This is a genomic window from Streptomyces sp. NPDC002499 (assembly GCF_053595415.1).
In genome coordinates, this window is record NZ_JBSFXO010000009.1 from 338,168 (window position 1) to 361,124 (window position 22,957).

General features: G+C 70.7%; 22 protein-coding genes. 18 read left to right on the forward strand and 4 right to left on the reverse strand.

From position 1 onward, the window contains the following. Positions 1-114 precede the first annotated feature (114 nt). From ACWD5F_RS26795 to dapD, 3 genes are all read left to right on the forward strand, one after another. Entirely contained in the window at positions 115-930 is an 816-nt protein-coding gene (locus tag ACWD5F_RS26795; RefSeq protein ID WP_451258020.1) for an SAM-dependent methyltransferase, read from the forward strand. Between the two features lie 84 nt (positions 931-1,014). Beyond that, the gene (locus tag ACWD5F_RS26800; protein WP_401728048.1) at positions 1,015-1,335 is read left to right on the forward strand and encodes a DMT family transporter; all 321 of its coding nucleotides are present in this window, start codon (positions 1,015-1,017) and stop codon (positions 1,333-1,335) included. A gap of 80 nt (positions 1,336-1,415) precedes the next feature. Continuing rightward, on the forward strand, positions 1,416-2,405 hold the full coding sequence (gene dapD / locus ACWD5F_RS26805; protein ID WP_451258022.1) for a 2,3,4,5-tetrahydropyridine-2,6-dicarboxylate N-succinyltransferase: 990 nt from the start codon (positions 1,416-1,418) through the stop codon (positions 2,403-2,405). 88 nt (positions 2,406-2,493) lie between these two features. On the opposite strand, the gene ACWD5F_RS26810 is transcribed toward dapD, so the two are convergent. After that, complete coding sequence (locus ACWD5F_RS26810) at positions 2,494-2,997, reverse strand: hypothetical protein (RefSeq protein ID WP_451258024.1); 504 nt, start codon at positions 2,995-2,997, stop codon at positions 2,494-2,496. A gap of 138 nt (positions 2,998-3,135) precedes the next feature. Here ACWD5F_RS26810 and ACWD5F_RS26815 point away from each other — a divergent pair, with 138 nt between their 5' ends. Next, positions 3,136-3,699 (forward strand): SigE family RNA polymerase sigma factor, encoded by a 564-nt coding sequence (locus ACWD5F_RS26815; protein WP_401728042.1) that lies wholly within the window; start codon positions 3,136-3,138, stop codon positions 3,697-3,699. Continuing rightward, positions 3,696-4,913, forward strand: a complete 1,218-nt coding sequence (locus ACWD5F_RS26820) for a WD40 repeat domain-containing protein (protein ID WP_451258026.1) — start codon at positions 3,696-3,698, stop codon at positions 4,911-4,913. Before ACWD5F_RS26815 ends, ACWD5F_RS26820 begins: the two co-directional genes overlap by 4 nt. A 75-nt stretch (positions 4,914-4,988) precedes the next feature. Here the strand turns inward: ACWD5F_RS26820 and dapA are convergent, their stop codons facing one another. After that, complete coding sequence (dapA, locus tag ACWD5F_RS26825; protein WP_451258028.1) at positions 4,989-5,894, reverse strand: 4-hydroxy-tetrahydrodipicolinate synthase; 906 nt, start codon at positions 5,892-5,894, stop codon at positions 4,989-4,991. A gap of 174 nt (positions 5,895-6,068) precedes the next feature. On the opposite strand from dapA, the gene ACWD5F_RS26830 reads away from it, so the two are divergent. The 5 genes from ACWD5F_RS26830 to ACWD5F_RS26850 are packed head-to-tail and all read left to right on the forward strand — an operon-like array spanning position 6,069 to position 9,029. Then, positions 6,069-6,206, forward strand: a complete 138-nt coding sequence (locus tag ACWD5F_RS26830) for a hypothetical protein (RefSeq protein ID WP_451258030.1) — start codon at positions 6,069-6,071, stop codon at positions 6,204-6,206. Further along, complete coding sequence (locus tag ACWD5F_RS26835) at positions 6,203-6,898, forward strand: hypothetical protein (protein WP_451258032.1); 696 nt, start codon at positions 6,203-6,205, stop codon at positions 6,896-6,898. Before ACWD5F_RS26830 ends, ACWD5F_RS26835 begins: the two co-directional genes overlap by 4 nt. Before the next feature lie 49 nt (positions 6,899-6,947). Continuing rightward, positions 6,948-7,652, forward strand: a complete 705-nt coding sequence (locus ACWD5F_RS26840) for an antibiotic biosynthesis monooxygenase (RefSeq protein ID WP_451258034.1) — start codon at positions 6,948-6,950, stop codon at positions 7,650-7,652. A gap of 42 nt (positions 7,653-7,694) precedes the next feature. Then, positions 7,695-8,291 (forward strand): ArsR/SmtB family transcription factor, encoded by a 597-nt coding sequence (locus tag ACWD5F_RS26845; RefSeq protein ID WP_450358366.1) that lies wholly within the window; start codon positions 7,695-7,697, stop codon positions 8,289-8,291. A 3-nt stretch (positions 8,292-8,294) separates the two neighbouring features. Further along, positions 8,295-9,029: an SRPBCC domain-containing protein gene (locus tag ACWD5F_RS26850; RefSeq protein ID WP_451258036.1), complete on the forward strand. Its 735-nt coding sequence runs from the start codon at positions 8,295-8,297 to the stop codon at positions 9,027-9,029. Between the two features lie 25 nt (positions 9,030-9,054). Here ACWD5F_RS26850 and ACWD5F_RS26855 read toward each other — a convergent pair whose 3' ends face one another. Next, positions 9,055-10,881 carry an endonuclease/exonuclease/phosphatase family protein gene (locus tag ACWD5F_RS26855; protein ID WP_451258038.1) on the reverse strand — a complete coding sequence of 609 codons (1,827 nt, stop codon included), beginning with the start codon at positions 10,879-10,881 and terminating at the stop codon, positions 9,055-9,057. Between the two features lie 278 nt (positions 10,882-11,159). Between ACWD5F_RS26855 and ACWD5F_RS26860 the strand changes: the two genes are divergently transcribed. The 8 genes from ACWD5F_RS26860 (at position 11,160) to ACWD5F_RS26895 (ending at position 21,416) form a co-directional block, all read left to right on the forward strand. Continuing rightward, positions 11,160-12,587, forward strand: coding sequence for a hypothetical protein (locus ACWD5F_RS26860; RefSeq protein WP_451258040.1), 1,428 nt, complete (start codon positions 11,160-11,162; stop codon positions 12,585-12,587). A gap of 468 nt (positions 12,588-13,055) precedes the next feature. Beyond that, positions 13,056-13,775, forward strand: a complete 720-nt coding sequence (locus ACWD5F_RS26865; protein WP_451258042.1) for a Crp/Fnr family transcriptional regulator — start codon at positions 13,056-13,058, stop codon at positions 13,773-13,775. Positions 13,776-13,971: 196 nt separating this feature from the next. Continuing rightward, entirely contained in the window at positions 13,972-15,267 is a 1,296-nt protein-coding gene (locus ACWD5F_RS26870; protein ID WP_451258044.1) for an RICIN domain-containing protein, read from the forward strand. Positions 15,268-15,457: 190 nt separating this feature from the next. Further along, positions 15,458-15,946 (forward strand): hypothetical protein, encoded by a 489-nt coding sequence (locus tag ACWD5F_RS26875; protein ID WP_451258046.1) that lies wholly within the window; start codon positions 15,458-15,460, stop codon positions 15,944-15,946. A gap of 232 nt (positions 15,947-16,178) precedes the next feature. Next, positions 16,179-17,645, forward strand: coding sequence for an alkaline phosphatase PhoX (locus ACWD5F_RS26880; protein WP_451258047.1), 1,467 nt, complete (start codon positions 16,179-16,181; stop codon positions 17,643-17,645). 353 nt (positions 17,646-17,998) lie between these two features. Then, entirely contained in the window at positions 17,999-19,579 is a 1,581-nt protein-coding gene (locus ACWD5F_RS26885; RefSeq protein WP_451258049.1) for a TROVE domain-containing protein, read from the forward strand. Positions 19,580-19,701: 122 nt separating this feature from the next. After that, a complete protein-coding gene (locus ACWD5F_RS26890) occupies positions 19,702-20,367 on the forward strand; it encodes a GntR family transcriptional regulator (RefSeq protein WP_451258051.1) in 666 nt (221 codons plus the stop codon). Between the two features lie 32 nt (positions 20,368-20,399). Continuing rightward, positions 20,400-21,416, forward strand: coding sequence for a 1-aminocyclopropane-1-carboxylate deaminase (locus ACWD5F_RS26895; RefSeq protein ID WP_451258053.1), 1,017 nt, complete (start codon positions 20,400-20,402; stop codon positions 21,414-21,416). On the opposite strand, the gene ACWD5F_RS26900 is transcribed toward ACWD5F_RS26895, so the two are convergent. Continuing rightward, the gene (locus ACWD5F_RS26900) at positions 21,413-22,867 is read right to left on the reverse strand and encodes an MFS transporter (protein WP_451258055.1); all 1,455 of its coding nucleotides are present in this window, start codon (positions 22,865-22,867) and stop codon (positions 21,413-21,415) included. The two genes, ACWD5F_RS26895 and ACWD5F_RS26900, sit on opposite strands and share 4 nt — an antisense overlap. Between the last annotated feature and the right edge of the window lie 90 nt (positions 22,868-22,957).

Genomic DNA, 22,957 nt, shown 5'->3' on the forward strand with positions numbered 1-22,957 from the left:
ACACGCCAGGCCCGTTGCGGCATATGTTGTGCCTTGAACCAGCCTTGCCCCTGAACAGCACCGCTCCTGCCTCTGCCCACGGCCCACGCCCTGCCGAAAGACGGAACGCCTCCCATGACCGACAAGGCCACCACCCCCGGATCCGCGGACTCCCAGAAGATCGACACGTCGGTGCCGCACTCGGCACGGATCTGGAACTACTGGCTGGGAGGCAAGGACAACTACCCGGTCGACGAGATGGCCGGCGACGCCTACACGGACGTCTTCCCCGGCATCGTCACCATCGCCCGCAGCAGCCGCGCCTTCCTGGCCCGCAACATCACGTACCTGGTCGCCGAAGCGGGCATCAGGCAGTTCCTGGACGTCGGCACCGGCCTGCCGACCGCCGACAACACCCACCAGGTCGCCCAGCGCATCGCCCCCGAGGCCCGGATCGTCTACGTCGACAACGACCCGATGGTCCTCGCCCACGCGCACGCGCTGCTCTACTCGACGCGCGAGGGGGTCACCGACTACATCGACGCGAACGTGACGGACACCCCCCGCATCCTGGAGGCGGCCGCGCGGACGCTGGACCTGTCCCGGCCGACCGCGCTGATCCTCAGCAACATCCTCGGGCACGTCGCCACCTACGAGCAGGCCAAGTCGATCGTCACCGATCTGATGAGCGCGCTGCCGTCCGGCAGCTACCTCTCCATCAACGACGGTTCGGCGGGCATCGACCCCGTCTTCGAGCAGGCCCAGAACGCGTACAACGAGAGCGGCGCGGTCCCCTACAACCTGCGCACGGTCGAGGAGATCACCTCCTACTTCGACGGCCTGGAACTGCTGGAGCCCGGCGTCGTCTCCGTCCCGCTCTGGCGGCCGGACACCACCACCCCGGAGCCCAAGGTCATCGGCGAACACGGAGGCCTCGCCCGCAAGCCGTGACCGGGGCAGGGGCGTGACCCCGGGCAGAGTCGGGAGGCCGGGGCAGGGTCGGGAAGCGGCGGACCGGTACGTACGCTCGTACGCATGGGATACCTGTTGCTCGGCGCGGCGATCGCCGCCGAGGTGGGCGCCACGACCGCCATGAAGTACAGCGAGGGCTTCAGCAGGCTGTTGCCCTCGCTGCTGACCGTCCTCGGGTACGTCGTCTCCTTCCTGCTGCTCGCGCAGACCCTCAAGACCGTCTCGGTGGGCACGGCCTACGCGATCTGGTCCGGGATCGGCACCGCGGCCATCGCCACCATCGGCATGCTGTTCCTGGGTGAGGGGATGACGGCGACCAAGGCGGCCGGGATCGCGCTGATCATCGTCGGGGTCGTGGTGCTCAACATGGGTGGCGCGCACTGAGGCGTACGGCGGCGCTCGCACCCTGAGACACCCGTGCCGCTGGTTCGCCTCCGCGGGCCCTCGCCGGTTAGGTTGCCCTCATGACCGACACGACTGCACCCAGCACCACCGGGGCGGTGGCCGCCGGCCTCGCCACGATCGCCGCCGACGGCACTGTTCTCGACACCTGGTTCCCCGCGCCCGAGCTGGCCGCCGAGGCCGGACCGTCCGGCACCGAGCGGCTGTCGGCCGAGCGGGCCGTGGAACTGCTCGGCGCGGGTGCGGCGAAAGCGGTCGGGCCGGACGCGCGGCGTGGCGTCGAGGTGATCGCGGTCCGTACCGTCATCTCCTCCCTGGACGCGAAGCCGATCGACGCCCACGACGTCTACCTCCGGCTCCACCTGCTCTCCCACCGGCTGGTCCGGCCGCACGGCCAGAGCCTGGACGGCATGTTCGGCTTCCTCGCCAACGTCGCCTGGACCTCGCTCGGTCCGGTCGCCGTGGACGACGTCGAGAAGGTGCGGCTCAACGCCCGCGCCGAGGGCCTGCACCTCCAGGTGACGTCCATCGACAAGTTCCCGCGCATGACGGACTACGTGGCCCCGAACGGCGTCCGCATCGCCGACGCCGACCGGGTCCGGCTGGGCGCGCACCTCGCCGACGGCACCACCGTCATGCACGAGGGCTTCGTCAACTTCAACGCCGGCACGCTCGGCACGTCGATGGTCGAGGGCCGGATCTCCGCCGGTGTCGTGGTCGGCGACGGCTCGGACATCGGCGGCGGCGCGTCCACGATGGGCACGCTGTCCGGTGGCGGCAACGTCCGCATCACCATCGGCGAGCGCTGCCTGGTCGGCGCGGAGGCGGGCGTGGGCATCGCGCTCGGCGACGAGTGCGTGGTCGAGGCCGGCCTGTACGTCACCGCCGGCACCCGCGTCACGATGCCCGACGGCCAGATCGTCAAGGCCCGCGAACTCTCCGGCGCCTCCAACATCCTCTTCCGCCGCAACTCCGTCACCGGCACGGTCGAGGCCCGCCCGAACAACGCGGTCTGGGGCGGCCTGAACGAGATCCTGCACAGCCACAACTGACGCCGACGGTACGACACTTGGGTGAGCGCCCGGCCGAGCAGGACAGCCGGGCGCTCAGCCGTGTTCGCCGCTCACCGGTGTCCGCCGCTCACGAGTGGTGCGCCGTCGCGAACGCCGCCAGTGCCGTGAAGTCCGGCTCGCGCAGGCCGATGCGCGGGTTCACGTGGTGCAGCAGCGCCGGCGCCGGATGCCTCGCGGCCACGAACTCGTCGTCCGCCGGGCCCTGTTCGTCGTCCACCCAGGCGAAGGGACGGCCGTCGGCGTACGCCAGGATCGCCTCCGTCTTCCAGTGCACGCCGTCGGGGCGCTGGGCGAACAGGCCCTCGCCGAAGTCGACGTAGGGGAGTTCGGGCAGGCCGACGACGGGCCCTATCCAGCGGTTCGCGGTCTCCATCCACGTGGTCGCCCAGCACAGGTCGTAGTCCAGGGCGAGCAGCGCGGCGCCGTGGGCGGGGTTCAGCCAGACCCGTAGGCGGCGGCCCGACTCGAGGGACACCCTCAGCGTCGTATAGCCCTCGGGGCGTCGTTCGGGCTGTGCCGCGTAGGGGTTGAGGGGGCCGTCGACGTCGAGGAAGAGCAGGGGGCGGCTCATGGGGGACAACGTACGGCAGCCGGCGTGGGAACTCGCCCGAGAATTCTTTGCGCGACAGGCATAGCGGCAGGGTGGCGTGCGCGTCACAAGGAGCACAGGAGCGGGGCACGGGCGCCGCCGGGGGAAGAGAAGGTGACGATGGATGCCGAAGGGCTCGATGGTTTTCGCGAGTTCGTGGAGAACCGGTCGTCGGCTCTGCTGAGGACCGCCGTGCTGCTGTGCGGGGGTGACCGGCACGCGGGTGAGGATCTGCTGCAGAACGCGCTCGTGAAGGCGGCGGGCAAATGGCAGCGGATCGACGAACCCGAAGCCTATGTACGGCGGATCCTCTACCGGCAGCAGGTCAGCCGCTGGCGGCTGAAGTGGGGCCGGAGCGAGGTCAGTGTCGCCGAGCCGCCCGAGGGCGGTGAACGGGCGGCGGGTGACTCCGCGGCCAACGCCGAGTTGAGGGTCGTGATGCGCGCGGCTCTCGGCCGGCTCACCGCGCGGCAGCGCACCGTGCTGGTGCTGCGCTACTTCGAGGACCTGCCCGAGGCCGACGTGGCCCGGCTGCTCGGCTGCTCGGTGGGCACCGTACGGTCCACCACCCACCGCTCGCTGGCCCGACTGCGCACGCTGGCACCGGAGTTGGCGGCCCTGGGACCGGCCGAGGCCGAACAGCCGCCGTCCCGTGACTACTCACCCGTGGAGGTGCGTCCGTGAACGTCGATGAACTCCTGCGTGACGCCCTGCGCGAGCAGGCCGATGAACAGGCCTCGGTGGGACCGGGGTTGGCCGACCGGGTGCTCACCCTGCGCCGCCGCCGGCGCAACCGCCGGTACGTGACCCTCGCCGCCGTCACCGTCGCGGTGGTGGCCGTCGCCGTGGCGGTGCCGATGCTCGACTCGGGCAAGGACGAGGTACGCCCCTCGGGCGGTATCCAGCAGGTCGAGGTCAACGCCCACCCGAACCAGTCGCCGCCGCGCGACCTGATCTCCGCCGGGGGCACGGCACTTGCCGCGTACTCGGTCCCGAAGACCGTCGCGCAGTCGGCCAACGAGGGCGTGACCGTGCGTACCTACTGGCTGCTCGATCCCAAGACCGGGAAGTACGTGAAGACCACCAAGTGGTCCTGGGTCGCGGTCGCCCCCGGCATGAAGACCGCCGCCGTCCTGGAGCAGAACCTGCCCGCTTCCCGTATCGGCCTGCTCGACCTGGCCTCGGGTCAGGTCAAGCGGTGGATCCCGGTGGACCACGGGGTCGGTGGGCTGGCGTTCTCACGCGACGGGCAGAAGCTGGTCGCCAGCACCTACGGCGGGAACCCGGACCAACTGGAGAAGACCGAGGGCTCGGACGGCTGGGACCAGAAGCAGCCGTCGACCCGCAACGGCTTCTACGTCTTCGACGTGGCCTCCGGCAAGGGCCCTTGGAGCGAGGTCGAGCTGAAGAGCGACCCGAACGACCCGGACGTCGGCTTCCTCAACGGGCGCCAGGACTTCGCGCTCACCCCGGACGGCAAGTACGTCTGGGCCGGCAATCCCATGGGCGCCATCGGCAAGGATTTCTACGACCTCTCCGGCAAGAAGGTCGCCGTGCCTGCCGACCAGAAGTACCTGAACTGGTGGGTGGACGCGGGGACCTCACCGAACGGGAAGCTGGTCGGCGGGGACTTCGCCGGCAAGAAGTGGAAGACCTCGTCCTGGATCGTCGACGCCCGGACCGGGGACAAGACCGAGGTGCACGGGCAGCAGTTGCTCGCCTGGGTCGGCAACACCCGGCTCATCGCCTGGGACATCGCGAAGGACGGGAAGAACGAGTTCCACAACCGGCTCGTGCTCGTGACCGTCGGCAGCGACGACGTCGTCCCGCTCAGCGGCTTCCGACAGGGCAACGACGGAGCCGCCGGACGCTGGGAGCCGGTGTTCGCGCAGCGGTGAACACCAGCGCTCAGCAGCAGTGCTCAGCACCTGAAGTGAGCACCTGGGGTGAGCACCAGTACTGATCAACCGACCTCAGCCGCCCACGAGTTCCTCGTACACCGCCAGCAGCCCGTCGACCGCCTCGCGGTCGGCGGGCCGCAGCGGGGCACGCACGGGGCCTGCGGGCAGGCCGAGTTCGCGCAGGAGTGCCTTGGCCGTGACCGAGCCGGGCAGTCCCGCCGCCATCATCGCCTCGATGAGCGGCGTCGCGCGTTGCTGGAGGCGGGCGGCCACGGGGGTGTCGCCCGCCTCGAACGCGTCCACGACCGCGCGGAGTCGATCCGGGACCACGTTCGCGACCGTGCTGACGTACCCCGCGCCGCCGACCGCGTACAGCGCGAGATTGTGCTCGTCGCAGCCCGCGTAGTACGCCAACTCCGTTCGGGCCAGCACCTTTTGGGCGGCGAGGAAGTCATAGGAGCAGTCCTTGACCGCCACGATCCGGGGGTGTTCGGCGAGCCGGAGCATCGTGTCCGGCTCGATCCGGGTGCCGGTGCGGGCCGGGATGTCGTACACGAGCATCGGCAGCCCCGTCGCGTCCGCCACCGTCCGGAAGTGTTCCTCCACGGCGTCCTGCGGAGGCCTGCTGTAGTACGGGCTCACCACCAACAGCCCGTCCGCGCCCGCCTGTTCGGCCGCGCGGGCCAGCTCCACGGTGTGCCGGGTGTCGAAGGTGCCCACCCCCGCCACGACCGGCACCCCCTCGCCCACCGCCTCCCGCACCGCCGTCACCAGCGCCGACTTCTCGGCGTCCGTGGTCGTCGGCGACTCGCCCGTCGTCCCGGAGAGCACCAGCCCGTCGCAGCCGTGGGACACCAGCCGTTCGGCGAGCCGCTGCGCGCCGTCGAGGTCCAGCGCGCCCTCCTCGGTGAAGGGCGTGATCATCGCGCAGAGGGCCCGGCCGAAGGGCCGGACGGGGCGGGCGGCGGTCGTCGTCATGGGAGTAGTGTCGGCGGGGAGATCGTGAAGCTCTACTTAATTCTGCTACGGAGTATTGGTAAGCAGTGCTGTGGAGTGGGGTGGGTCGGGGCGCAGGCCAGGCCCTGTGTCCCTTTCGCCCTCCATGGGTCACCATGGTCTGGACGGTCATCGGCATCGGCCCATGGAGGCGTCATGAAACTCGGCAAGGCACTCGCCACCGGAATCGCGGAAGAGCGGCCGCAGGAGCACGACCGAGAACCCGAGGAGCTCCGACTCCCCGAGGAGATCAAGGAATTGAAGGCCCCCGAAGAGGTCCCGGCGGCCCGATGAGGCTGCGGCTTCCGGCGGAACGCCCGACGGAGCCGCCGACCGGATACAAGATCGCCCACCCGGTGCTGTCCCAGGACGGCACCCGGGCCGGGTTCACCGGTGTGTCGCTGGGCGGCGCGCTGCCGTACGGAGTGCTGGCCGACGCGTCCTGCGTCTACGGCTTGCGGCACCGGGCACCGCACCGACGCTGCGACTGCGGCTTCCACTGCGTGCACGACCGCGCGGTGGCCGAGGGCCTGCTGTGCACCGCCGAGCACCGCGGCGCGGTCCTGCTCGAGGTCACCGTGCTGGGCGCCTACATCCGCTTCGAGCGCGGCTTCCGCTACGCCCGTCAGCGCGTGCGCACGGCCACGGTCGGACCGTGCGCCTGCGGCACGGTCGCCGCCGCCCTCGCCGACGCGGGCCGCGGCCGCCCCGGCTGGCTCGTCCTGGCACCGTCCTGCGCGGGCTGCGTCCGAGGCCGTACGTCCGTCTCGCTCGCCGCCTTCGCCCGGCTGGCCGGCGAGGGGTTGCGGGTCGCCGTGGGCAGCGCGAGCGCCCGCCGGCTGGCCGAACTCACCGACGTCGAAGGGCTCGGCGTACCCGAACTCACCGCGGAGGCAGCCCTGTTGCAGGCGCGGCTCGACTGGTTCCAGACGCAGTTGGCGCGGCTGGGCGAGAACGGGTCGGGCGGGGGAGACCAAGACCGGTAGTCCTGTGCGTGCTTGACCTCAACTTTGGTCGAGATTGAAGAGTTGCGGCATGACACAGCGCACGGACACACACCCCGACCTCGCCGACCCCCGTATCGGCGCCCCCTTCTTCAGCACCTGGCGGGTAGGCACCCCTCTGCGTCAGCGGCAGACCGTCGAGGCGATCGCCGACGCCTGGGAGCGCCGTCCCTGGCCGGCCGCCGATCTGCTCGGCTACCACGTCTACACCGGCCACGACGCCGCCACCCTCCTGCACTACTCGCAGTGGACGGGCGATGCGGCCTACGAGGCCTTCGTCAAGACGCACCGGCAGGAGCGCGTCGACGAGATCGACACCGCCGTACCCGGCATCGACCGGGTGGGGCTGGGTCGCTACCGGCACTACCGCAGCCTCGGCCCGGCCGACCGGGGCGGGCGCGTCCCCGGGTGCGTGGTGATCGTGGACGTCGAGTTCGACGGGCCCGACCCCGAGCGGCAGCGCGCCTGGGTGGACGCCGTCGCGGAGGCGCTGGCGAGCGATCCCGCCCCGCACCCCGGGGGCATCTCCGCCCACTTTCACCTCTCCATCGACGGCACCCGCGTCCTCAACTACGCCGAGTGGGAGAGCGCCCAGGCCCACCTCGACGCCCTCGCCGCGCCGGGCGACGGGATCGGCTCGGGGAGCGAGCTCTGGACGCGTGTGCAGACCTGGCCGGGGCTGAGGAGCAGCACGGTCAGCCGGTACGACCATGCCCTGGGACTCACCGACAGTTAGAACCGTCTGGACAAAAAAAGTGTTCGGTGAGACGGTGGACCCATGCTGGACGTCACCGTGATCGAGGATCCCGAGGCCGCAGCCGTCTCCCTGGACCCCATAAGGGCCCGGCTGCTGGCCGAGCTGGCGGCAGGACCCGCGTCGGCCGCCATGCTGGCAGGCCGGGTCGGCCTGCCCCGGCAGAAGGTGAACTACCACCTCAAGGCACTGGAGCGGCACGGCCTGGTCGAGCTGTCCGGCGAGCGCCGCAAGGGCAACGTCACCGAGCGGCTGATGCGGGCGACCGCCGCGTCGTACGTCATCTCACCGCTCGCGCTCGCCGCCGTACAGCCCGACCCGGACCGGTTCCGGGACCAGCTGTCCGCGCGGTGGCTGCTCGCGCTCGGCGCCCGTCTGGTGCGGGACGTCGGTGCGCTGATCACCGGCGCGGCGAAGGCCCGCAAGGGGCTCGCCACCTATGCGCTGGACGGCGAGGTGCGCTTCGCCTCGGCCGCCGAACGGGCCGCGTTCATCGAGGAGTTGACGGCCGGAGTCACCGGCCTGATCCGCAAGTACGACGCTCCGGGCGTCGAGGGCGGCCGGGACCACCGGATCGTGGTGGCCGTCCATCCCACCCTCAAGCAGACCGAGTTGGAGTAGATCATGCCCAAAGAGTTCGAGATCGCCCGCGAGTTCGAGGTCGACGCCACCCCGCAGCAGGTGTGGGACGCCGTCACCACCGGCACCGACGGCTACTTGTGGCCGATGGAGCCGCCGGAGCCCAAGGTCGGCGGCACGGGACCCTTCGGGTCCACCGTCACCGCCTGGGACCCGCCCCACCGCTACACCAACCGGGTCGAGAACGTCGACGGCATCGCCGAGCAGACGATGAACCAGCTCGACTACACCATCGAGGCGCGCGACGAGGGGCGCCGGGCCTGGGTGCGGTACGTGCACAGCGGGATCTTCGTCGACGACTGGGACAACCAGTACGACGGTGCCGCCAAGCACACCGACTTCTATCTGCACACCCTGCGCGAGTACCTGACCCACTTCGCGCCCAAGCCGGCCGCCTTCGCGACCTTCGACGGGCCCGAGGCGTCGAAGGCTCCGGACGCGCTGGCCGCCGTAGGAAGGGCGCTGGGGCTCGCGGACGACGTGGCCGCCGGGGCGCGGGTGACGGTCACCGGGCCCGACCAGTTCGAGGCCGTCGTCGACTTCCGCAACGAGTGGTTCATCGGGCTGCGCACCGACCGGGGGCTCACCCGGATCTTCGGGCGCAACCACTGGGGTTACCCGGTCGGCATCTCCCTGCACGACTTCACGCCGGGCTCGCCCATCAAGGAGTGCGAGGCCGAGTGGCAGGGCTGGCTGAACGGGGTGTTCAACCAGCCCTGACCAAACGGGAGTCACACCTCAGGTGCTACGGGCGGAACCGCAGCACCTGCGGGTCGTGGTCGCTGATCTGGTCGTTGAACTCCGAGTTGATGTGCACGCTGTCGTACTCGAAGTCGCAGCCGCGCCGGATCGACGGGCTGATCAGGATCTGGTCCAGGACCTGCTGGTTGCCCTGGTAGTCGTAGGTGTAACGCTCGCTCTTCGGCAGCGACTTGATCGCCGACCAGAGCTCGCCGTCACCCTCCAGGATCTTCGTGGTGTCGGAGAACTCGAAGTCGTTGATGTCGCCGAGCGTGATGACGTCGGCGTTCTTCTGGACGTCGAGGATCGACTTCGCGAACGCGTTGACCAGGGTCGCCTGCTTGTGGCGCTGGACCTCCGAGCTGCGCGGCACCGGCTGGTACTGCGAGGTCAACCCGTAGTCGCCACCCTTGGAGTTGAGGTGGTTGGCGATCACGAAGACCGTCTTGCCGCGGAAGACGAACTCGCCGGCCAGCGGCTTGCGGCTGCTGGTCCAGGCCTCGTTCGTCGGCTCGACGCGGCCCGGGGAGGCCGTCAGGGCCGCCTTGCCGTGCACCTTCGTGACCCCGACCGCGGTGGTGGCGTCGCCGCCCGCGCGGTCGGTGAAGGAGACCCGCTCCGGGTTGAAGAGGAACACCTGGCGGATGTTGCCGCCGGGCTCGCCGCCGTCGGTGTCGTTGGTCGGGTCGATGGAGCGCCACTGGTACTTGGGGCCGCCCGCCGCGACGATCGCGTCGATCAGCTTGTTCACCGTCACGTCGGCGGCGACCGTGCCGTCGTCCTTCGCGCCGTTGTTGTCCTGGATCTCCTCCAGGGACACGATGTCGGGCGACTTCAGGTTGTTCACGATCGCGGCCGCGTGCGCGTCGAAGGTGGCGTCGGTCGGGTCGAGGTTCTCGACGTTGTACGTCGCGACCGCCAGCTCGTCCCGCGACTGCTTCTGCGTCGTCTCGCGCTTGAGGCCACCGCTCTTCAGCGTCCCCAGCTCGCTCGCGACCAGGGTGTAGCCGCCGAACTGGTTGAAGTCCAGCGGGCCGGTCGTCGTGCCGGTCAGCGTGTCGCCGACGTTCGCCACCGGGAAGTCGGCGACCGCGCCCAGCGACTGGATCTGGAGCCGGCCGGTGTTCTGCGAGTCGTAGGAGCCGTACAGCGTGCCGCCGCGGCGGGTCGGGTTCTCGTGCGGCTTCACCGTGACCCACAGCTCGGCGTACGGGTCGGTGGCGGTGACCACGCGCGTGTTCTTGACCTGGACGTTCATGCCCTCGAGGGACTCGTAGTAGTCCAGGGCGTACTTCTTCGGCTGCAGGGTCAGACCGGCCAGCGAGCCGTTCGCGGCGGTGTCGCCCGCCGGGGTGTACCGGTTCGGCACCGACTTCGAGCCGATCACCGTGGGGGCCGGGACCGCGTTGCCCGTGGAGACGGTGGTGATGGTGGGCTTGGTGATCTCGGTCAACGACTGGTTTCCGGTCGAAGTGCCGCCCGGCACGTACTCGGAGACCGTGCCGGTGACCGTGACGGAGTCACCGACGGCGACCTTCGGCGAGGAGCTGGTGAAGACGAACACGCCCTCACTGGTGGCCGGGTTGTCGTCCGGGGTCGGGTCCTGGAGCCAGAAGCCTCTGGAGGAGCCGTACGTGCGCGTGCCGGTGACTATGCCGGGCACGTCCGTGACCTTCTGGCCGGCGTACGGGGAGGTCCGGGTGGTGCCCTGGACGTCATGGATGCGCAGGCCGTCGGCGTGCGCGGGCGAGGTCAGGGCGACGGTGGACGCCGCGGAACATACGGCGGCGACGGTGAGCGCGGCGAGGCGCGCGGAAGACTTGCTCGGCAACGTGATCCCTCCGGGGACATGCGTGGGCGCCGGGACGAGGGTGTAACTGGAACGCCTGGGGCCGCGACCGGTGGGGCGGTGGCGACGCGCGTAGAAAATACAGTGAACAGGTGTCCAGCAGATTTCTACGCGCGTCAATCTCCTGCCTGCTCATATGGGTTGTCAAGGATTCAGCCATGTACAGCGGTCGTCGGGGAGATGAACCGGGTGGCATGGGTCGAAATCCGTCTAGGCTGAGCGATCGAGTGGTACGACACGCCCCCTAGGAGAAGCAGCCGATGTCAGACAGCTCCCCCCTGCCGCCGGTGCGGTTGTCTCCCGAAGCGGAGCTGGCGCGGGCCGCGTTGTCCACGCCGCTGCTCGGCCGGGCCGCCCGGCTCGCCCGCTGGGCCGGTGCGGACACCAGGGTCGACGCCGGGGGCGGACTCGTCGACGAGCAACTGCCCGCCGCCGCCGAGGCCCTCGGGCTGACCGGGGACGACGCGGCGGCCGACGCGAGCGAGGCCTGGCGGGTCGCCGTCGACACCGGGCTCGTCGAGATCGTCGACGAGGAGGAGGGCACCGTCGCCGCGGGCGAGGACCTGGCACTGCTCACCGGCGGCTCGCCGCAGGACGTGCTCGGGGTGTGGCTCGGCGCGCTGGACACCGTGCTGGCCGACGCGAGCGTGCCCGATCTGGAGGGCCTGGAGGACGCGCTTGACGAGAGCGGCGAGGTCGACTTCTCCCGCATCGAGTGGGACCCGGAGGCGGAGGCCGACTTCCTCGACGGCGTGCTCGGCAACCTCTATCTCCTGACGGTCAGCGAGGACGGTCCCGGCGACTCGCCGGTGCCGCTGCCGGCGCTCGCCGCGTCGATGATCGTGCCCAGTGACATGGGGGAGCCCACCAACGACGTGCTGGAGCAGGTGTCCGACGCGATGATGCGGCTGGACGACCAGTTCCGGGTCCTCGAACCGGTCGGCCTGGTCGAGTACCAGCCGGTCGACGAGGCGTTGATGGCCGACGCCGACGAGGAACCCGCGGCGCCCGTCGACGACATCGACGTCTCCCGGTACGGGATGGTGCGGCTGACGCCGCTCGGGCTGTACGGGCTGCGGGCGCGGCTTCTCGAGGCCGGTCTCGAGGCGCCCGCGGTCGGGGACCTCGCGGACAAGGGGGCCGACGCGTTGCTCGACGGGACGGCGACGTTTCCGCAGGGCGCTGCGCAGGCGGAGACCGAGTTGTGGCTGGCTCGGCGTGAACCGCTGGGGGCGGCGCGGGAGTTGTTGGCGGCGGCGCGGGGGCTGGACGCGGGGGCGCCGTTGCGGAGGTTGCGGTGTCAGCAGGCGTTGTCTCTGGTGGGGGCGGAGGCCGAGCCGGCGTTGCGGGAGGTGCTCGACGATCCTGAGCTCGGGGGGCTGGCCCGGGTCTGGCTGGCGGAGCACGGGGCGGGGGATGTGCCTGCGCCGTCGGAGTCGATGATCTTCTGGTTGACGATCGACACGGTTGCTGCGCAGCTGGCGGCGGAGGGTAATTCCGACGAACTGCAGGCTTTGGTGCAGGGGTTGGCCGCGCAGCATGGTGGGTTCTTCGCGGCTGCCTGGCGGGTGGAGCATCCCGCTACGGCGGATGTGCTGGAGGCGATGGGGCGGTTGCATCCGGACAAGCGGATTGCGAAGGAAGCGAAGCGGGCGGCGTTCAAGGCGCGGTCCCAGCGGGGGGATTGAGGGGTTTTTCTCGCCCCCGCCGCCCCTACCCGTCCCATCCCCAGGGGCGCTGCCCCTTCCCCCCCGCTGGGGGCTGCGCCCCCAGACCCCGCTTCGGCCCTGAACGGGCCTCGTCCTCAAACGCCGGACGGGCTGAAAGATACGGACCGGAGCTCAAGAGGCGGAGCCCCTTGGGGGTGGGTGGGGGTTCGGGATGGCAGAGCCTTGGCCTTGGACGTCGGGCGGGCTGAAAGGCAGACGCTCGGAACGGCATTCGGGAGGCGGAGTCCCCTGAGGTGGGTGGGGGATTGGGGTGGCACAGCCTCGGCCTCGGGCGGCGGACGAGTTCGAAGATGCCGATCGGTGTCCACGAGGCGGAGCCTCCTGGGGGTGGGGGGCTGAGAGATGTGGGTCGTACCTCGTTTAGTCGGCGTGAAACCTACCCTCCCGGCGGGCACGATTTTTGTGACTCTCGGGGGCGGAGTGCGCATGGACTGGGCCGAGGCCGAACGGCTGGTGCGGGAGGCGCGGGGGGAGTGGCGTGCCGACAGTTTTCTCGGTGGGCTGAGTCGTGCGGCCCAACTCGCCCTGGCCGAGCGGGCGGAGCTCGTGTCCTTCGCTCCCGGTACGGCGCTGATCAGGGAGGGGGATCTCAGCACCGATGTCTTCCTGCTCGTCTCCTCCTACGTCAAGGTCACCGCGGCGCTGAGCGGTGGTGGGTGGACCCTCGTCGCCGTGCGGCTCCGTGGGGATCTGGTCGGGGAACTCGCCGGGATGAGCGGGGCGCCGCGCAGTGCGACGGTCCGGGCCTGCGGGATCGACCCCGTCACGGTGTTGCGGCTCGGGTGGGCCGACTTCGACGCCGTGAAAGGGGCCCAGCCCGAGGTGCTGCGGCGATTACAGGACACCGTCAGCCGGAAGCTGGCGGCAGCCACCCGGCGTCGGGTCGACTTCCATCACCGGTCGCCCACCGTGCGGTTGGCCCGCGTCCTGGTCGAAATGGCCGACGACTTCGGGCAGTCGGTGCGTGGACGCGAGGTCATCCTTCCGATGGATTTGAAGCACATGGAGTGGGGCGAGTTGATCGGGGTCTCCGAGAGCACCGCGTACCGGGCGCTCAGGGAACTGCGCGATCTTGTCGACGCGCATCACCGGCGTGTCATCGTCACCGACCTGACAGCGCTTCGGGCGATCGCGGACGGGGAATGAGCACAGAGGGGCGGGAGTTGAACATGGGCCAATTGGCAACTCCGTGCACATGTGTGGTATCCCAAGGCTGTCCATAATCTCTTGGACATCGCGCTCCTGTTCAGGAGAGGTCACACGTACGTTGCACGACAACGCGTCCGAATCGGGTGACGGATTCGGATCAGATCCGGTGTCGAATCTCTTCGACGCTGTGTACTTGAGAGTGGATCTGGGCGACTACAGCCGTTTCCTCGGTCCACAGATGCACGCGGCGCAGGCGGCGCTCTACGGGGCGCATCAGGACGCGCTCGATCAGGTGCCCGACTCGTTGCGTCGCGACCACCTCGGCTTCCAGAAGGACGGCGACGGATACCTGGTCTGGTGGCGCAGCAGCCTGATGAGTCTGGTGGTCTCCCGGTACGCCCCGGCCTTCCAGGAGAGCCTCGCCAAGAGGAACGTCGGCCGTGCGCCCGAGGAACTGCTCCAGGTCCGGCTGGCCGTGGTCACCAGCCTGGCCGCGGACAGCGCCCTGGGTACCGCGGGCGGCGGAGCCGTCGAGGCCAAGCGCCTGGTCGACTGCGCGCAGGCGAAGCTGCTGCAGAAGGAGTTCCCCGATCAGCAGCTCGTGATGATCGTCAGCCAGTATGTGTATGACCAAACGATTCGCCTCGGCTGGGCGTCGGGCGTGGAGGCGGACAGCTTCGAGCCCGTCGACGTGATCGACAAGCACGGGAAGAAGCGCCCGGCCCACCTCACCGCGCCCGGCCGCACCAAGGACGAGGTGCACCGGACCGTGAACCCGTCGTTCCTCACCCGGTTGAGGCGACGCCTGGACCGGGGGGTCGTGCCCGGCCTGCGCAAGGTGATGAGCCTGGTCAGCCGGGCACCCCGGCTGATGCTGGCGACCGTGGCGATCCCGGCGGCGGTGGCCCTCGCCGCGGTGCTGCTCGTGCCCGTGGCGTTCTCCTCGACGCAGGGCAACGTGACGACCGAAGCCGCGACCCCCGCGGGCTCCCGTCCGCCCCAGCGGCCCGGACCCGCGACCTCCCGCTCGCAGAGCGAACGGCCGCCGCTGACGCCCCAGTCCGCCCCCTCCTCGACGGCCGCCGACGAGCGCGGCCCGCTCGGCAACGCGGGCCACGGAGGCGTCCTCGCCGCCGACGGGACGGGCGCCTGGCTGGCGGACGGCGAGGACCGTCGGGACGGTGCCGAGCGGGCCTGGCGGTTGACCCCGGCGGAGGGCGGTGGACTGCGGCTGACGGCCGGGCCTGACGCCGGCCGCGGCCTGGCTCTCGCCCTCGACACCGCATCGGGCCTGGTGCTGCTGCGCCCGTATGCCGACGACCCTGCCCAGCAGTGGTCGGTCGTCCCCGTGCACGGCCACGACGGCACCTTCCGGCTGCACAACGCGGCCCGGACGGACGGCTGTCTGAGCGCGCACGGCAGGGGCGGCGCGCTGACAGTGGAGCCGTGCAGGGCCGGGGACCGTACGCAGGAGTGGACGGCCCGCTGACGCCCTCGCCCCGGCGGTGAGGCCGGGGCCGGAGGTCTCCGCGGGGCTGTCCGCCCGTATCCGCGCCCCGTGTTCGCGCACGGGTCGTCCCGCTCGCTCCGGAGCCACCCCGTCACGTGACGGTCGATGCGCGCCGCGGACGCGGACCGTTCCATCCTGTCGACACGGGAGACGTGGCGGGAGGGCGGCCATGATGACGGACCACGGGGGCACCAGGACGGTCGAGATCGCCGTGGCGGCGGGGCTGGGGGCGCTGTCCGCCTTCCAGGGCTATGTCCAGGAGGCCGACGCCAAGGTCAACAGCATGCTGGTGGTGCACACCGGGGGAGTGGTCGCGGTGGTGACCGCCCTCGGTACGGGCGACGGGCGCCGGCACGGGGCGGTCGCCGACGTCGTCCTGGCGCTGTTCGCCGTTACGTTCCTGATCTCCGGCTTCCATCTCGCCCTGGCGATGCGGCCCCGGTTGGAGGTACCCCTCCCGCTGAGCCCTTTCGGCTTCATGGGCCTGGACATCCCGCCCGCCGCCGACCCGAGCCTGCTGTGCGCGCAACTGTGGGACATGGCACGGGTGTTGGGCGCCATCGCGCACGCGAAGAACCGCCATCTGCGGCACGCCATGCCCTGGACCGGCCTCATGCTCTGCTTCGGCGTGACCGTGTCGGTGCTCGGCGCGTCGTAGCCGCATCGGTCGGTCCTCTTTGTGATGATTCGCCCGATCGCTCGTCATCCGCCAGTGCCGTTACCCGGGCGAGAGATTCTTTTGACTCCCGTGGTCCGGTCCGTACGGATTCATGGAAGCGTGTCCCGCGCAGACGCCCGGTGTTCAACTCCCGTTCAGCCGTGGGCGCGACTGTGGCGCCGACCCGAGGTCCGCCACCCTCCACGGCATACCCACCGTCACAGGAGACACCATGTCGCTCAGTCGCAGGGACTTCGCCACCAGATCCGCGGTCACCGGTGCCGGTGTCGCGCTCGCCGGCACCGTCGGCGCGCTGGCCACGGCCCCCAACGCCCTCGCGTCCACGGACGCCGAGGGCACCGAGGGAGTGTCGGCGGACGGCCACGGCCACGGCCACGGGCACGGCGGAGTCGGCTACGGACCGCTGATCGCCGACCCCAAGGGCCTGCTCGCACTGCCCGCCGGCTTCAAGTACCGCGTCATCACCTACAGCGGCCGGACCAAGCTGGAGTCCGGCGAGTTCACCCCCTCCAACCACGACGGCACGTCCACCTTCGACGGCCCCCGCGGCACGACCCTCCTGGTCAACAACCACGAACTGGCCGGCCCCCGCGCCCAGTGGCCGCACCCGGTGCCGCTCATCGACGGACTCGTCTACGACCCGGCCGCGGCCGGCGGCTGCACGGTCGTCGAGGTCCGCCCCGGCGGCCATGTCGCCGAGTGGGTCGGCATCGCCGGCACCGCCACCAACTGCGCGGGCGGCAACACCCCTTGGGACACCTGGCTCACCTGCGAGGAGACCGAGGACAAGACCGGCGCCAACGGCTTCACCAAGGACCACGGTTACGTCTTCGAGGTCGACCCCGCCGACCGCCGCGCCAACAGAAACCCCAAGCCCATCAAGGCACTTGGCCGCTACGCCCACGAGGCCGTCGTCGTCGACCCCAAGCGCGGCCACCTCTACCTGACCGAGGACGCGTCCGGCCCCAACGGCCTGCTCTACCGCTGGACCCCGCCGGAGCACTTCCACCACGGCCGCGGCAAGCTGCGCACCCTCGCCGACGACGCGGGCGTGCTCCAGGCCTTCAAGTGCTTCGACTCCGGCGGCAAGTTCGTCGACGACCTCTCCCGCGCCACGAAGATCGGCACGGTCTACGGCGTCGACTGGGTCGACGTACCCGACCGCGACGCCAAAACCACCTCCGTGCGCAAGCAGTTCGCCGCCGGCGAGGTCACCCGCGCCCGCAAGCTGGAGGGCATGTGGTGGGGTGACGGCGGCACGTACATCGTCTCCTCGTACGCCCGCACCGAGAGCCCCGTCCAGCACGACGGCGCCGTCTGGTTCTACGACCCCAAGCGCCGCACCCTGACGCTGAAGGTGCTCATCGGCGTCAACCCGGACCCGTCCAAGGACGGCAACTTCGACGGCCCGGACAACATCACCGTCTCCCCGTACGGCGGTCTCGTCATCGCCGAGGACGGCGAGGGCATCCAGCACCTCTTCGGCGCGACCGACAGCGGCCGGACCTACCCGATCGCCCGCAACGAACTCAACATCGGCACCGCGGAGAAGCCCGAGTACAGCGAGTTCACCGGCGTCACCTTCTCGCCCGACGGAAAGACCCTGTTCGCCAACATCCAGACGCCCGGCATCATGTTGGCGATCACCGGCCCCTGGAAGCGGCAGCAGCGCGGCTAGTTAATTCGGTCGCCCACCATCGACTGTGCCTCCTACTCTGAGATCACGACAGCACGCACCTCCCGGTGCGAAGGCAGCGGTTACTTCTTCTCGAAAAAGAATCCAACACCGCCGTCGACTTGATCTCGGGAGGCGCAGCTCATGGTGGGTGCCCGGTGCGCAGGCAGCGGATACTTCAGGGATCCAGTCCGTAGTGATACGGGTGCGGGTTCAAATCCCGTCATCGGCCCAGGGCCGATGTGGCGGAACGGAAGACGCGCTGGTTTATAAGTCCCGTCGCCGACTCCGATCTCGGGCGCCCACCATTGCCGCGCACTCCCTCCGAAAACGCAGTGAATTCGGGGGAATTCAGCATGTCTCGATTCAACAGGAAGTCCGCCCGCGCGCAGCCCGTCTCCCGCGTCACCTCCACGGGCCGGGTGCTCCGTACCTACGAGGGCGGCCGTGGCCGTGAGCGGGACGCGCGCTCCGAGCTCTTCCTGCTCGCGATCGCCAACTTCGTGTCCCAGCAGACCTTCTACGAGACCGGCACCGACCGCGACGACCGCTACGCGCGGCTGGTGCACCGGCTCGCCGTCGAGGACCCGGCCTGGACCGCGGGCCTGCTCGACTGGCTGCGCGGCGAGGGCAACCTGCGCACCGCCTCGATCGTGGGCGCCGCCGAGTACGTCAAGGCACGCCTCGACGCCGGCGTCACCGACGGCCCGTCGAACCGCACGGTCGTGGCCTCCGTACTGCGCCGCCCCGACGAGCCCGGCGAACTGCTCGCGTACTGGACCTCCCAGTACGGCCGTGCCGTCCCCAAGCCCGTCAAGCGCGGTATCGCCGACGCCGTGCAGCGGCTCTACAGCGGCAAGTCGCTGCTGAAGTACGACACCGTGTCCAAGGGCTACCGCTTCGGCGACATCCTCAACCTCGTGCACGCGGCCCCGGACCCGGACAAGCCGTGGCAGGGCGAGCTGTTCCGGTACGCCCTCGACCGTCGGCACAACCCGGACACCGCGCTGCCGCCCACGTCGAGCCGGACGCTGGTCGCGCACCGCGAGCTGATGGCCCTGCCGGTCGAGGACCGGCGTGCCGTCGTCACATCCGAGGGCGGTGCCGAGCGGCTCGCCGAGGCCGGGGTGACGTGGGAGGCGCTGGCCGGCTGGCTCCAGGGTCCGATGGACAAGGCCGCCTGGGAGGCGGTCATCCCGTCCATGGGCGCCATGGCGCTCGTCCGCAACCTGCGCAACTTCGACCAGGCCGGTGTGTCCGACGAGGTCGCGGAGCGGGTCGCCGCGCGGATCAGCGACCCGGCGGAGGTCGCACGGTCGCGGCAGTTCCCGTTCCGGTACCTGGCGGCGTACCGCCACGCGCCCTCGCTGCGCTGGGCGTACCCGCTGGAGCGGGCGCTCGGGCACTCGCTGGCCAACGTGCCCGCGCTGCCCGGCCGGACGCTGGTCCTCGTGGACCGTTCGGGCTCGATGTGGGCGCGGCTGTCCGACCGCTCGGAGCTCAACCGGGCCGACGCGGCGGCGATCTTCGGCACGGCGCTCGCGCTGCGGGCGGCGGACGCGGATCTCGTCGAGTTCGGCACCACCAACCGGCGGCTGGACTTCCGCCGGGACGAGTCGGTGCTGAAGATCCTGGACCGCTTCGGCAGCCTGGGCGGCACCGACACCACCTCGGCGGTCCGCGCGCACTACCGGGGACAGGACCGGGTGCTGATCGTCACCGACGAGCAGTACGCGTACAACCGGCACGGTGACCCGACCGAGCAGGTGCCGGCGCACATCCCGGTCTACACCTGGAACCTCGCCGGGTACCGGGCGGGCCACGGCCCGTCGGGCAGGGCGAACCGGCACACCTTCGGAGGCCTCGGCGACGCGGCCTTCCGGATGGTGCCGCTGCTCGAGGCGGCCCAGGACGCCGACTGGCCCTGGGCGGCCTGAGCACCGAAGCGTGGCCCGCACTCACACGGGGGGTGCGGGCCACTTCCATTCCCGCCTTGCCTCCCATGCCCTCCCTTGCCCCCTCTTGTCCTCCGGGAGATTGACATCTAACATTTCAGTTCATGGAGGCCCTACGACCCGTCCCGCGCACCCTCCTCAGGGACCGCGCCTACGAAGTGATCCGCGACGCCATCGTGGCCGGGGAGATCGAACCCGGCACCGTGGTGCGCGACGCCGATCTCGCCGAGCGGCTCGGGCTGTCGCGGGCGCCGGTGCGGGAGGCGTTCTCGCGGCTGGTGGACGAGGGGCTGCTGGAGAGCAAGCCGCAGAGCTACACGCGGGTGACGCCGGTCGTGGCCGCCGAGGTGCGGGACGCGGCCGCCGTGGTCGGCGCCATGCACGAGTTGGTGACCCGGGTCGCCGTACCCCGCTTGGGGGCGGCGGACCTTGACGTGATGCGCGCGGCCAACGGCCGGTTCGCCCTCGCCGTGACCGGCGGTGACGTGGACGCGGCCCTGCGCGCCGACGACGAACTCCACGACGTACTGGTGCGGGTGAGCGGCAATCGCGCCGCCGCCGCCACCGTCGCCCGCTACACCCCGCTCATCCGCCGCCTGGAGCGACAGCGCTTCGGCGAAGGCGGCTCGTGCCGCTCGGCCGGGCTGCACGAGCGGCTGATCGAGGCCTGCGCGGACGGTGACACCGAGGGCGCGGTCCTGGTCACGGTCGCCATCTGGCACACCCTGGCCGACCTGGCCGACCTGGCCGACCCGGCAGATCCCGCCTGAACCCGCGGACCCCGCCCGACCCCGGAGGCAGCATGTCCCTTTCCTCGTACGACCGTTACCCGCTCCTCTTCGGCCCCTCCCCGGTGCACCCGCTGGAACGCCTCACCGCCCACCTCGGCGGCGCCGCCCTGTGGGCCAAGCGCGAGGACTGCAACTCCGGTGTGGCGTACGGCGGGAACAAGACCCGCAAGCTGGAGTACCTGGTCGCCGACGCGATCGCCAAGGGCTGCGACACCCTTGTCTCGATCGGCGGGGTGCAGTCCAACCACACCCGTCAGGTCGCGGCCTGCGCCGCCCGCGCCGGGCTCAAGTGCGTGCTGATACAGGAGAGTTGGGTGGAGTGGCCCGACTCCGTCTACGACAAGGTCGGCAACATCCTGATCAGCCGGCTCGCCGGCGCGGACGTACGGCTGGTGAAGGCCGGGTTCGGTATCGGCTTCAAGGAGAGCTGGGAGCAGGCGCTGCGCGAGGTCGAGGAGTCGGGCGGCACGCCGTACGCCATCCCGGCCGGCGCCTCCGACCACCCGCTCGGCGGCCTCGGCTTCGCCAACTGGGCCCACGAAGTCGCCGAGCAGGAGCAGGAGTTGGGGATCTTCTTCGACACCGTCGTGGTGTGTTCGGTGACCGGTTCCACGCAGGCCGGCATGGTCGCGGGGTTCCGGGCGATCGAGGAGGCGGGCGGGCGTGAGCGTCGCGTGCTCGGCATCGACGCCTCGGCGAAGCCCGCCGAGACCCGCGAGCAGGTGGCCCGCATCGCGCAGGGGACCGGCCGACTGATCGGGGTCGAGCGGGAGTTGACCATCGACGACGTCGAACTCGACGACCGCTACCACGCCGGGGTCTACGGCATCCCGGACGAGACCACCCTGGAGGCGATGCGCCTCGCCGCCCGCACCGAGGGCATGGTCACCGACCCCGTGTACGAGGGCAAGTCGATGGCCGGGATGATCGACCTGGTCGCCCGCGGTGAGATCGCCGCCGACTCCACCGTGCTCTACGCCCACCTCGGCGGACAGCCCGCGCTGAACGCGTACAGCGCCCTGTTCTAGGGAGCCTTGGCGGCCGCCTCGGCCTTCCTGCCGGTGATCACGAACGCCGACACCAGCAAGGCGGTCAGGGCGATCAGCGCGCCGACGCCGAACGCCCGGGCCGAGCCGTGGACCAGGATGTCGGACGGCGATCCGGTCGCGTGCCGGGTCGCCGTGCCGAAGACGGTGACCAGGATGGACAGTCCGAGGGTGCCGCCGAGCCACTGGAGGGTCTGCAGGAGGCCGGACGCGGAGCCCGCCTCGCGAGGCTGGACGCCCGCGAGGATCGTCGCGTTGAGCGGCATGAAGCTGAGGCCGACGCCCACGCCCATCAGGACGAGCGGACCGAGGAGACCGGTCACGTAGCCGTCGCCGGACTGGAGTTGTGAGAGCCAGCCCGTCGAGGTGGCGAGCAGGGCCATGCCGGTGAGCAGCACCGGCTTGGCGCCGAAGCGGGCCAGCAGGCGCGGTACGAAGCGGACCACCGTGAAGATCGCCAGGGTGATCGGCAGAAAGGCGAAGCCCGTGCGCAACGGGCTGTAGTCCAGGACCCGTTGGCTGATCAGGGTGAGGAAGTAGAACGCGCCGAACATGCCCGCCGGCAGGAGCAGGACGCCCACGTAGCCGCCCGCGCGGTTGCGGTCCGCGAACAGGCGCAGCGGCATGATGGGTTGGGCGGCGCGGGACTCGACCAGGGTGAAGCCCACCAGCAGGGCCGTCGCCACGCCGAAGCCCGACTGCGCCTGGAGATCGCCCCAGCCGTCCGAGGAGACCCGGATGAACGCGTACACCAGCGAGGTCATTCCGGCGGTGCCGGTGAGCGCGCCCGCGGCGTCGAACCGGCCCGCGTGGCGCGGGGTCTCGCCGACGAAGCGGGGGAGTGCCAGGGCCACCGCGGCGCCGATCGGCACGTTGATCAGCAGGGACCAGCGCCAGGACGCCCACGAGGTGAGCATGCCGCCGACGACGAGGCCTATCGAGGCGCCGATGCCGGCCATGGACGTGTAGATGCCGAGCGCGTGGTGACGGCGCGGTCCCTCCGGGAAGTTGGTGGTGATCAGGGCGAGGGTGTTGGGCGCGATCAGCGCGGCGCCCACGCCCTGGAGCGCGCGGGCCGCGAGCAGCCAGGCGCTGTCGGTGGCAAGTCCGCCGAGGAGGGAGGACGAGGCGAAGAGCAGGACGCCGATCGTGAGCGTGCGGCGGCGGCCGACGATGTCTCCGATCCGGCTGCCCAGAAGGAGCAGTCCGCCGAAGGCGAGGGTGTAGGCGTTGAGGACCCAGGACAGGCCGGTGGGGCTGAAGTCGAGGTTCTTCTGGATGTCGGGCAGGGCCACGTTGACGACGGTGGAGTCGACGCCGACCATCAGATACGCGGTCACGATGACGAAGAGGACGGTGCGGAGCCTGGCGGGCCCGGGTGGTGCGGAGAGAGGATCGGCGGTGGTGGTGGACGGTGCGGACGGGGTGGACATGGAGTTCTCCCGGTCTGGCGTCCCCGGCTGAGCGGTGTGCGGGCAGCACGGACTGCCCGCCGAGATAAGCGGGGACTGTCTCCGTTTAGT

Excerpts from the sequence above, each read along its gene's own strand:
- dapA (WP_451258028.1), bottom strand. The coding sequence starts at position 5,894 with ATGACGACGACCGCCGCCCGCCCCGTCCGGCCCTTCGGCCGGGCCCTC.
- ACWD5F_RS26860 (WP_451258040.1), top strand. The coding sequence starts at position 11,160 with ATGTCAGACAGCTCCCCCCTGCCGCCGGTGCGGTTGTCTCCCGAAGCG.
- ACWD5F_RS26830 (WP_451258030.1), top strand. The coding sequence starts at position 6,069 with ATGAAACTCGGCAAGGCACTCGCCACCGGAATCGCGGAAGAGCGGCCG.
- ACWD5F_RS26845 (WP_450358366.1), top strand. The coding sequence starts at position 7,695 with ATGCTGGACGTCACCGTGATCGAGGATCCCGAGGCCGCAGCCGTCTCC.
- dapD (WP_451258022.1), top strand. The coding sequence starts at position 1,416 with ATGACCGACACGACTGCACCCAGCACCACCGGGGCGGTGGCCGCCGGC.
- ACWD5F_RS26795 (WP_451258020.1), top strand. The coding sequence starts at position 115 with ATGACCGACAAGGCCACCACCCCCGGATCCGCGGACTCCCAGAAGATC.
- ACWD5F_RS26880 (WP_451258047.1), top strand. The coding sequence starts at position 16,179 with ATGTCGCTCAGTCGCAGGGACTTCGCCACCAGATCCGCGGTCACCGGT.
- ACWD5F_RS26840 (WP_451258034.1), top strand. The coding sequence starts at position 6,948 with ATGACACAGCGCACGGACACACACCCCGACCTCGCCGACCCCCGTATC.
- ACWD5F_RS26835 (WP_451258032.1), top strand. The coding sequence starts at position 6,203 with ATGAGGCTGCGGCTTCCGGCGGAACGCCCGACGGAGCCGCCGACCGGA.
- ACWD5F_RS26885 (WP_451258049.1), top strand. The coding sequence starts at position 17,999 with ATGTCTCGATTCAACAGGAAGTCCGCCCGCGCGCAGCCCGTCTCCCGC.
- ACWD5F_RS26895 (WP_451258053.1), top strand. The coding sequence starts at position 20,400 with ATGTCCCTTTCCTCGTACGACCGTTACCCGCTCCTCTTCGGCCCCTCC.
- ACWD5F_RS26810 (WP_451258024.1), bottom strand. The coding sequence starts at position 2,997 with ATGAGCCGCCCCCTGCTCTTCCTCGACGTCGACGGCCCCCTCAACCCC.
- ACWD5F_RS26900 (WP_451258055.1), bottom strand. The coding sequence starts at position 22,867 with ATGTCCACCCCGTCCGCACCGTCCACCACCACCGCCGATCCTCTCTCC.
- ACWD5F_RS26865 (WP_451258042.1), top strand. The coding sequence starts at position 13,056 with ATGGACTGGGCCGAGGCCGAACGGCTGGTGCGGGAGGCGCGGGGGGAG.
- ACWD5F_RS26815 (WP_401728042.1), top strand. The coding sequence starts at position 3,136 with ATGGATGCCGAAGGGCTCGATGGTTTTCGCGAGTTCGTGGAGAACCGG.
- ACWD5F_RS26890 (WP_451258051.1), top strand. The coding sequence starts at position 19,702 with ATGGAGGCCCTACGACCCGTCCCGCGCACCCTCCTCAGGGACCGCGCC.
- ACWD5F_RS26875 (WP_451258046.1), top strand. The coding sequence starts at position 15,458 with ATGATGACGGACCACGGGGGCACCAGGACGGTCGAGATCGCCGTGGCG.
- ACWD5F_RS26850 (WP_451258036.1), top strand. The coding sequence starts at position 8,295 with ATGCCCAAAGAGTTCGAGATCGCCCGCGAGTTCGAGGTCGACGCCACC.
- ACWD5F_RS26800 (WP_401728048.1), top strand. The coding sequence starts at position 1,015 with ATGGGATACCTGTTGCTCGGCGCGGCGATCGCCGCCGAGGTGGGCGCC.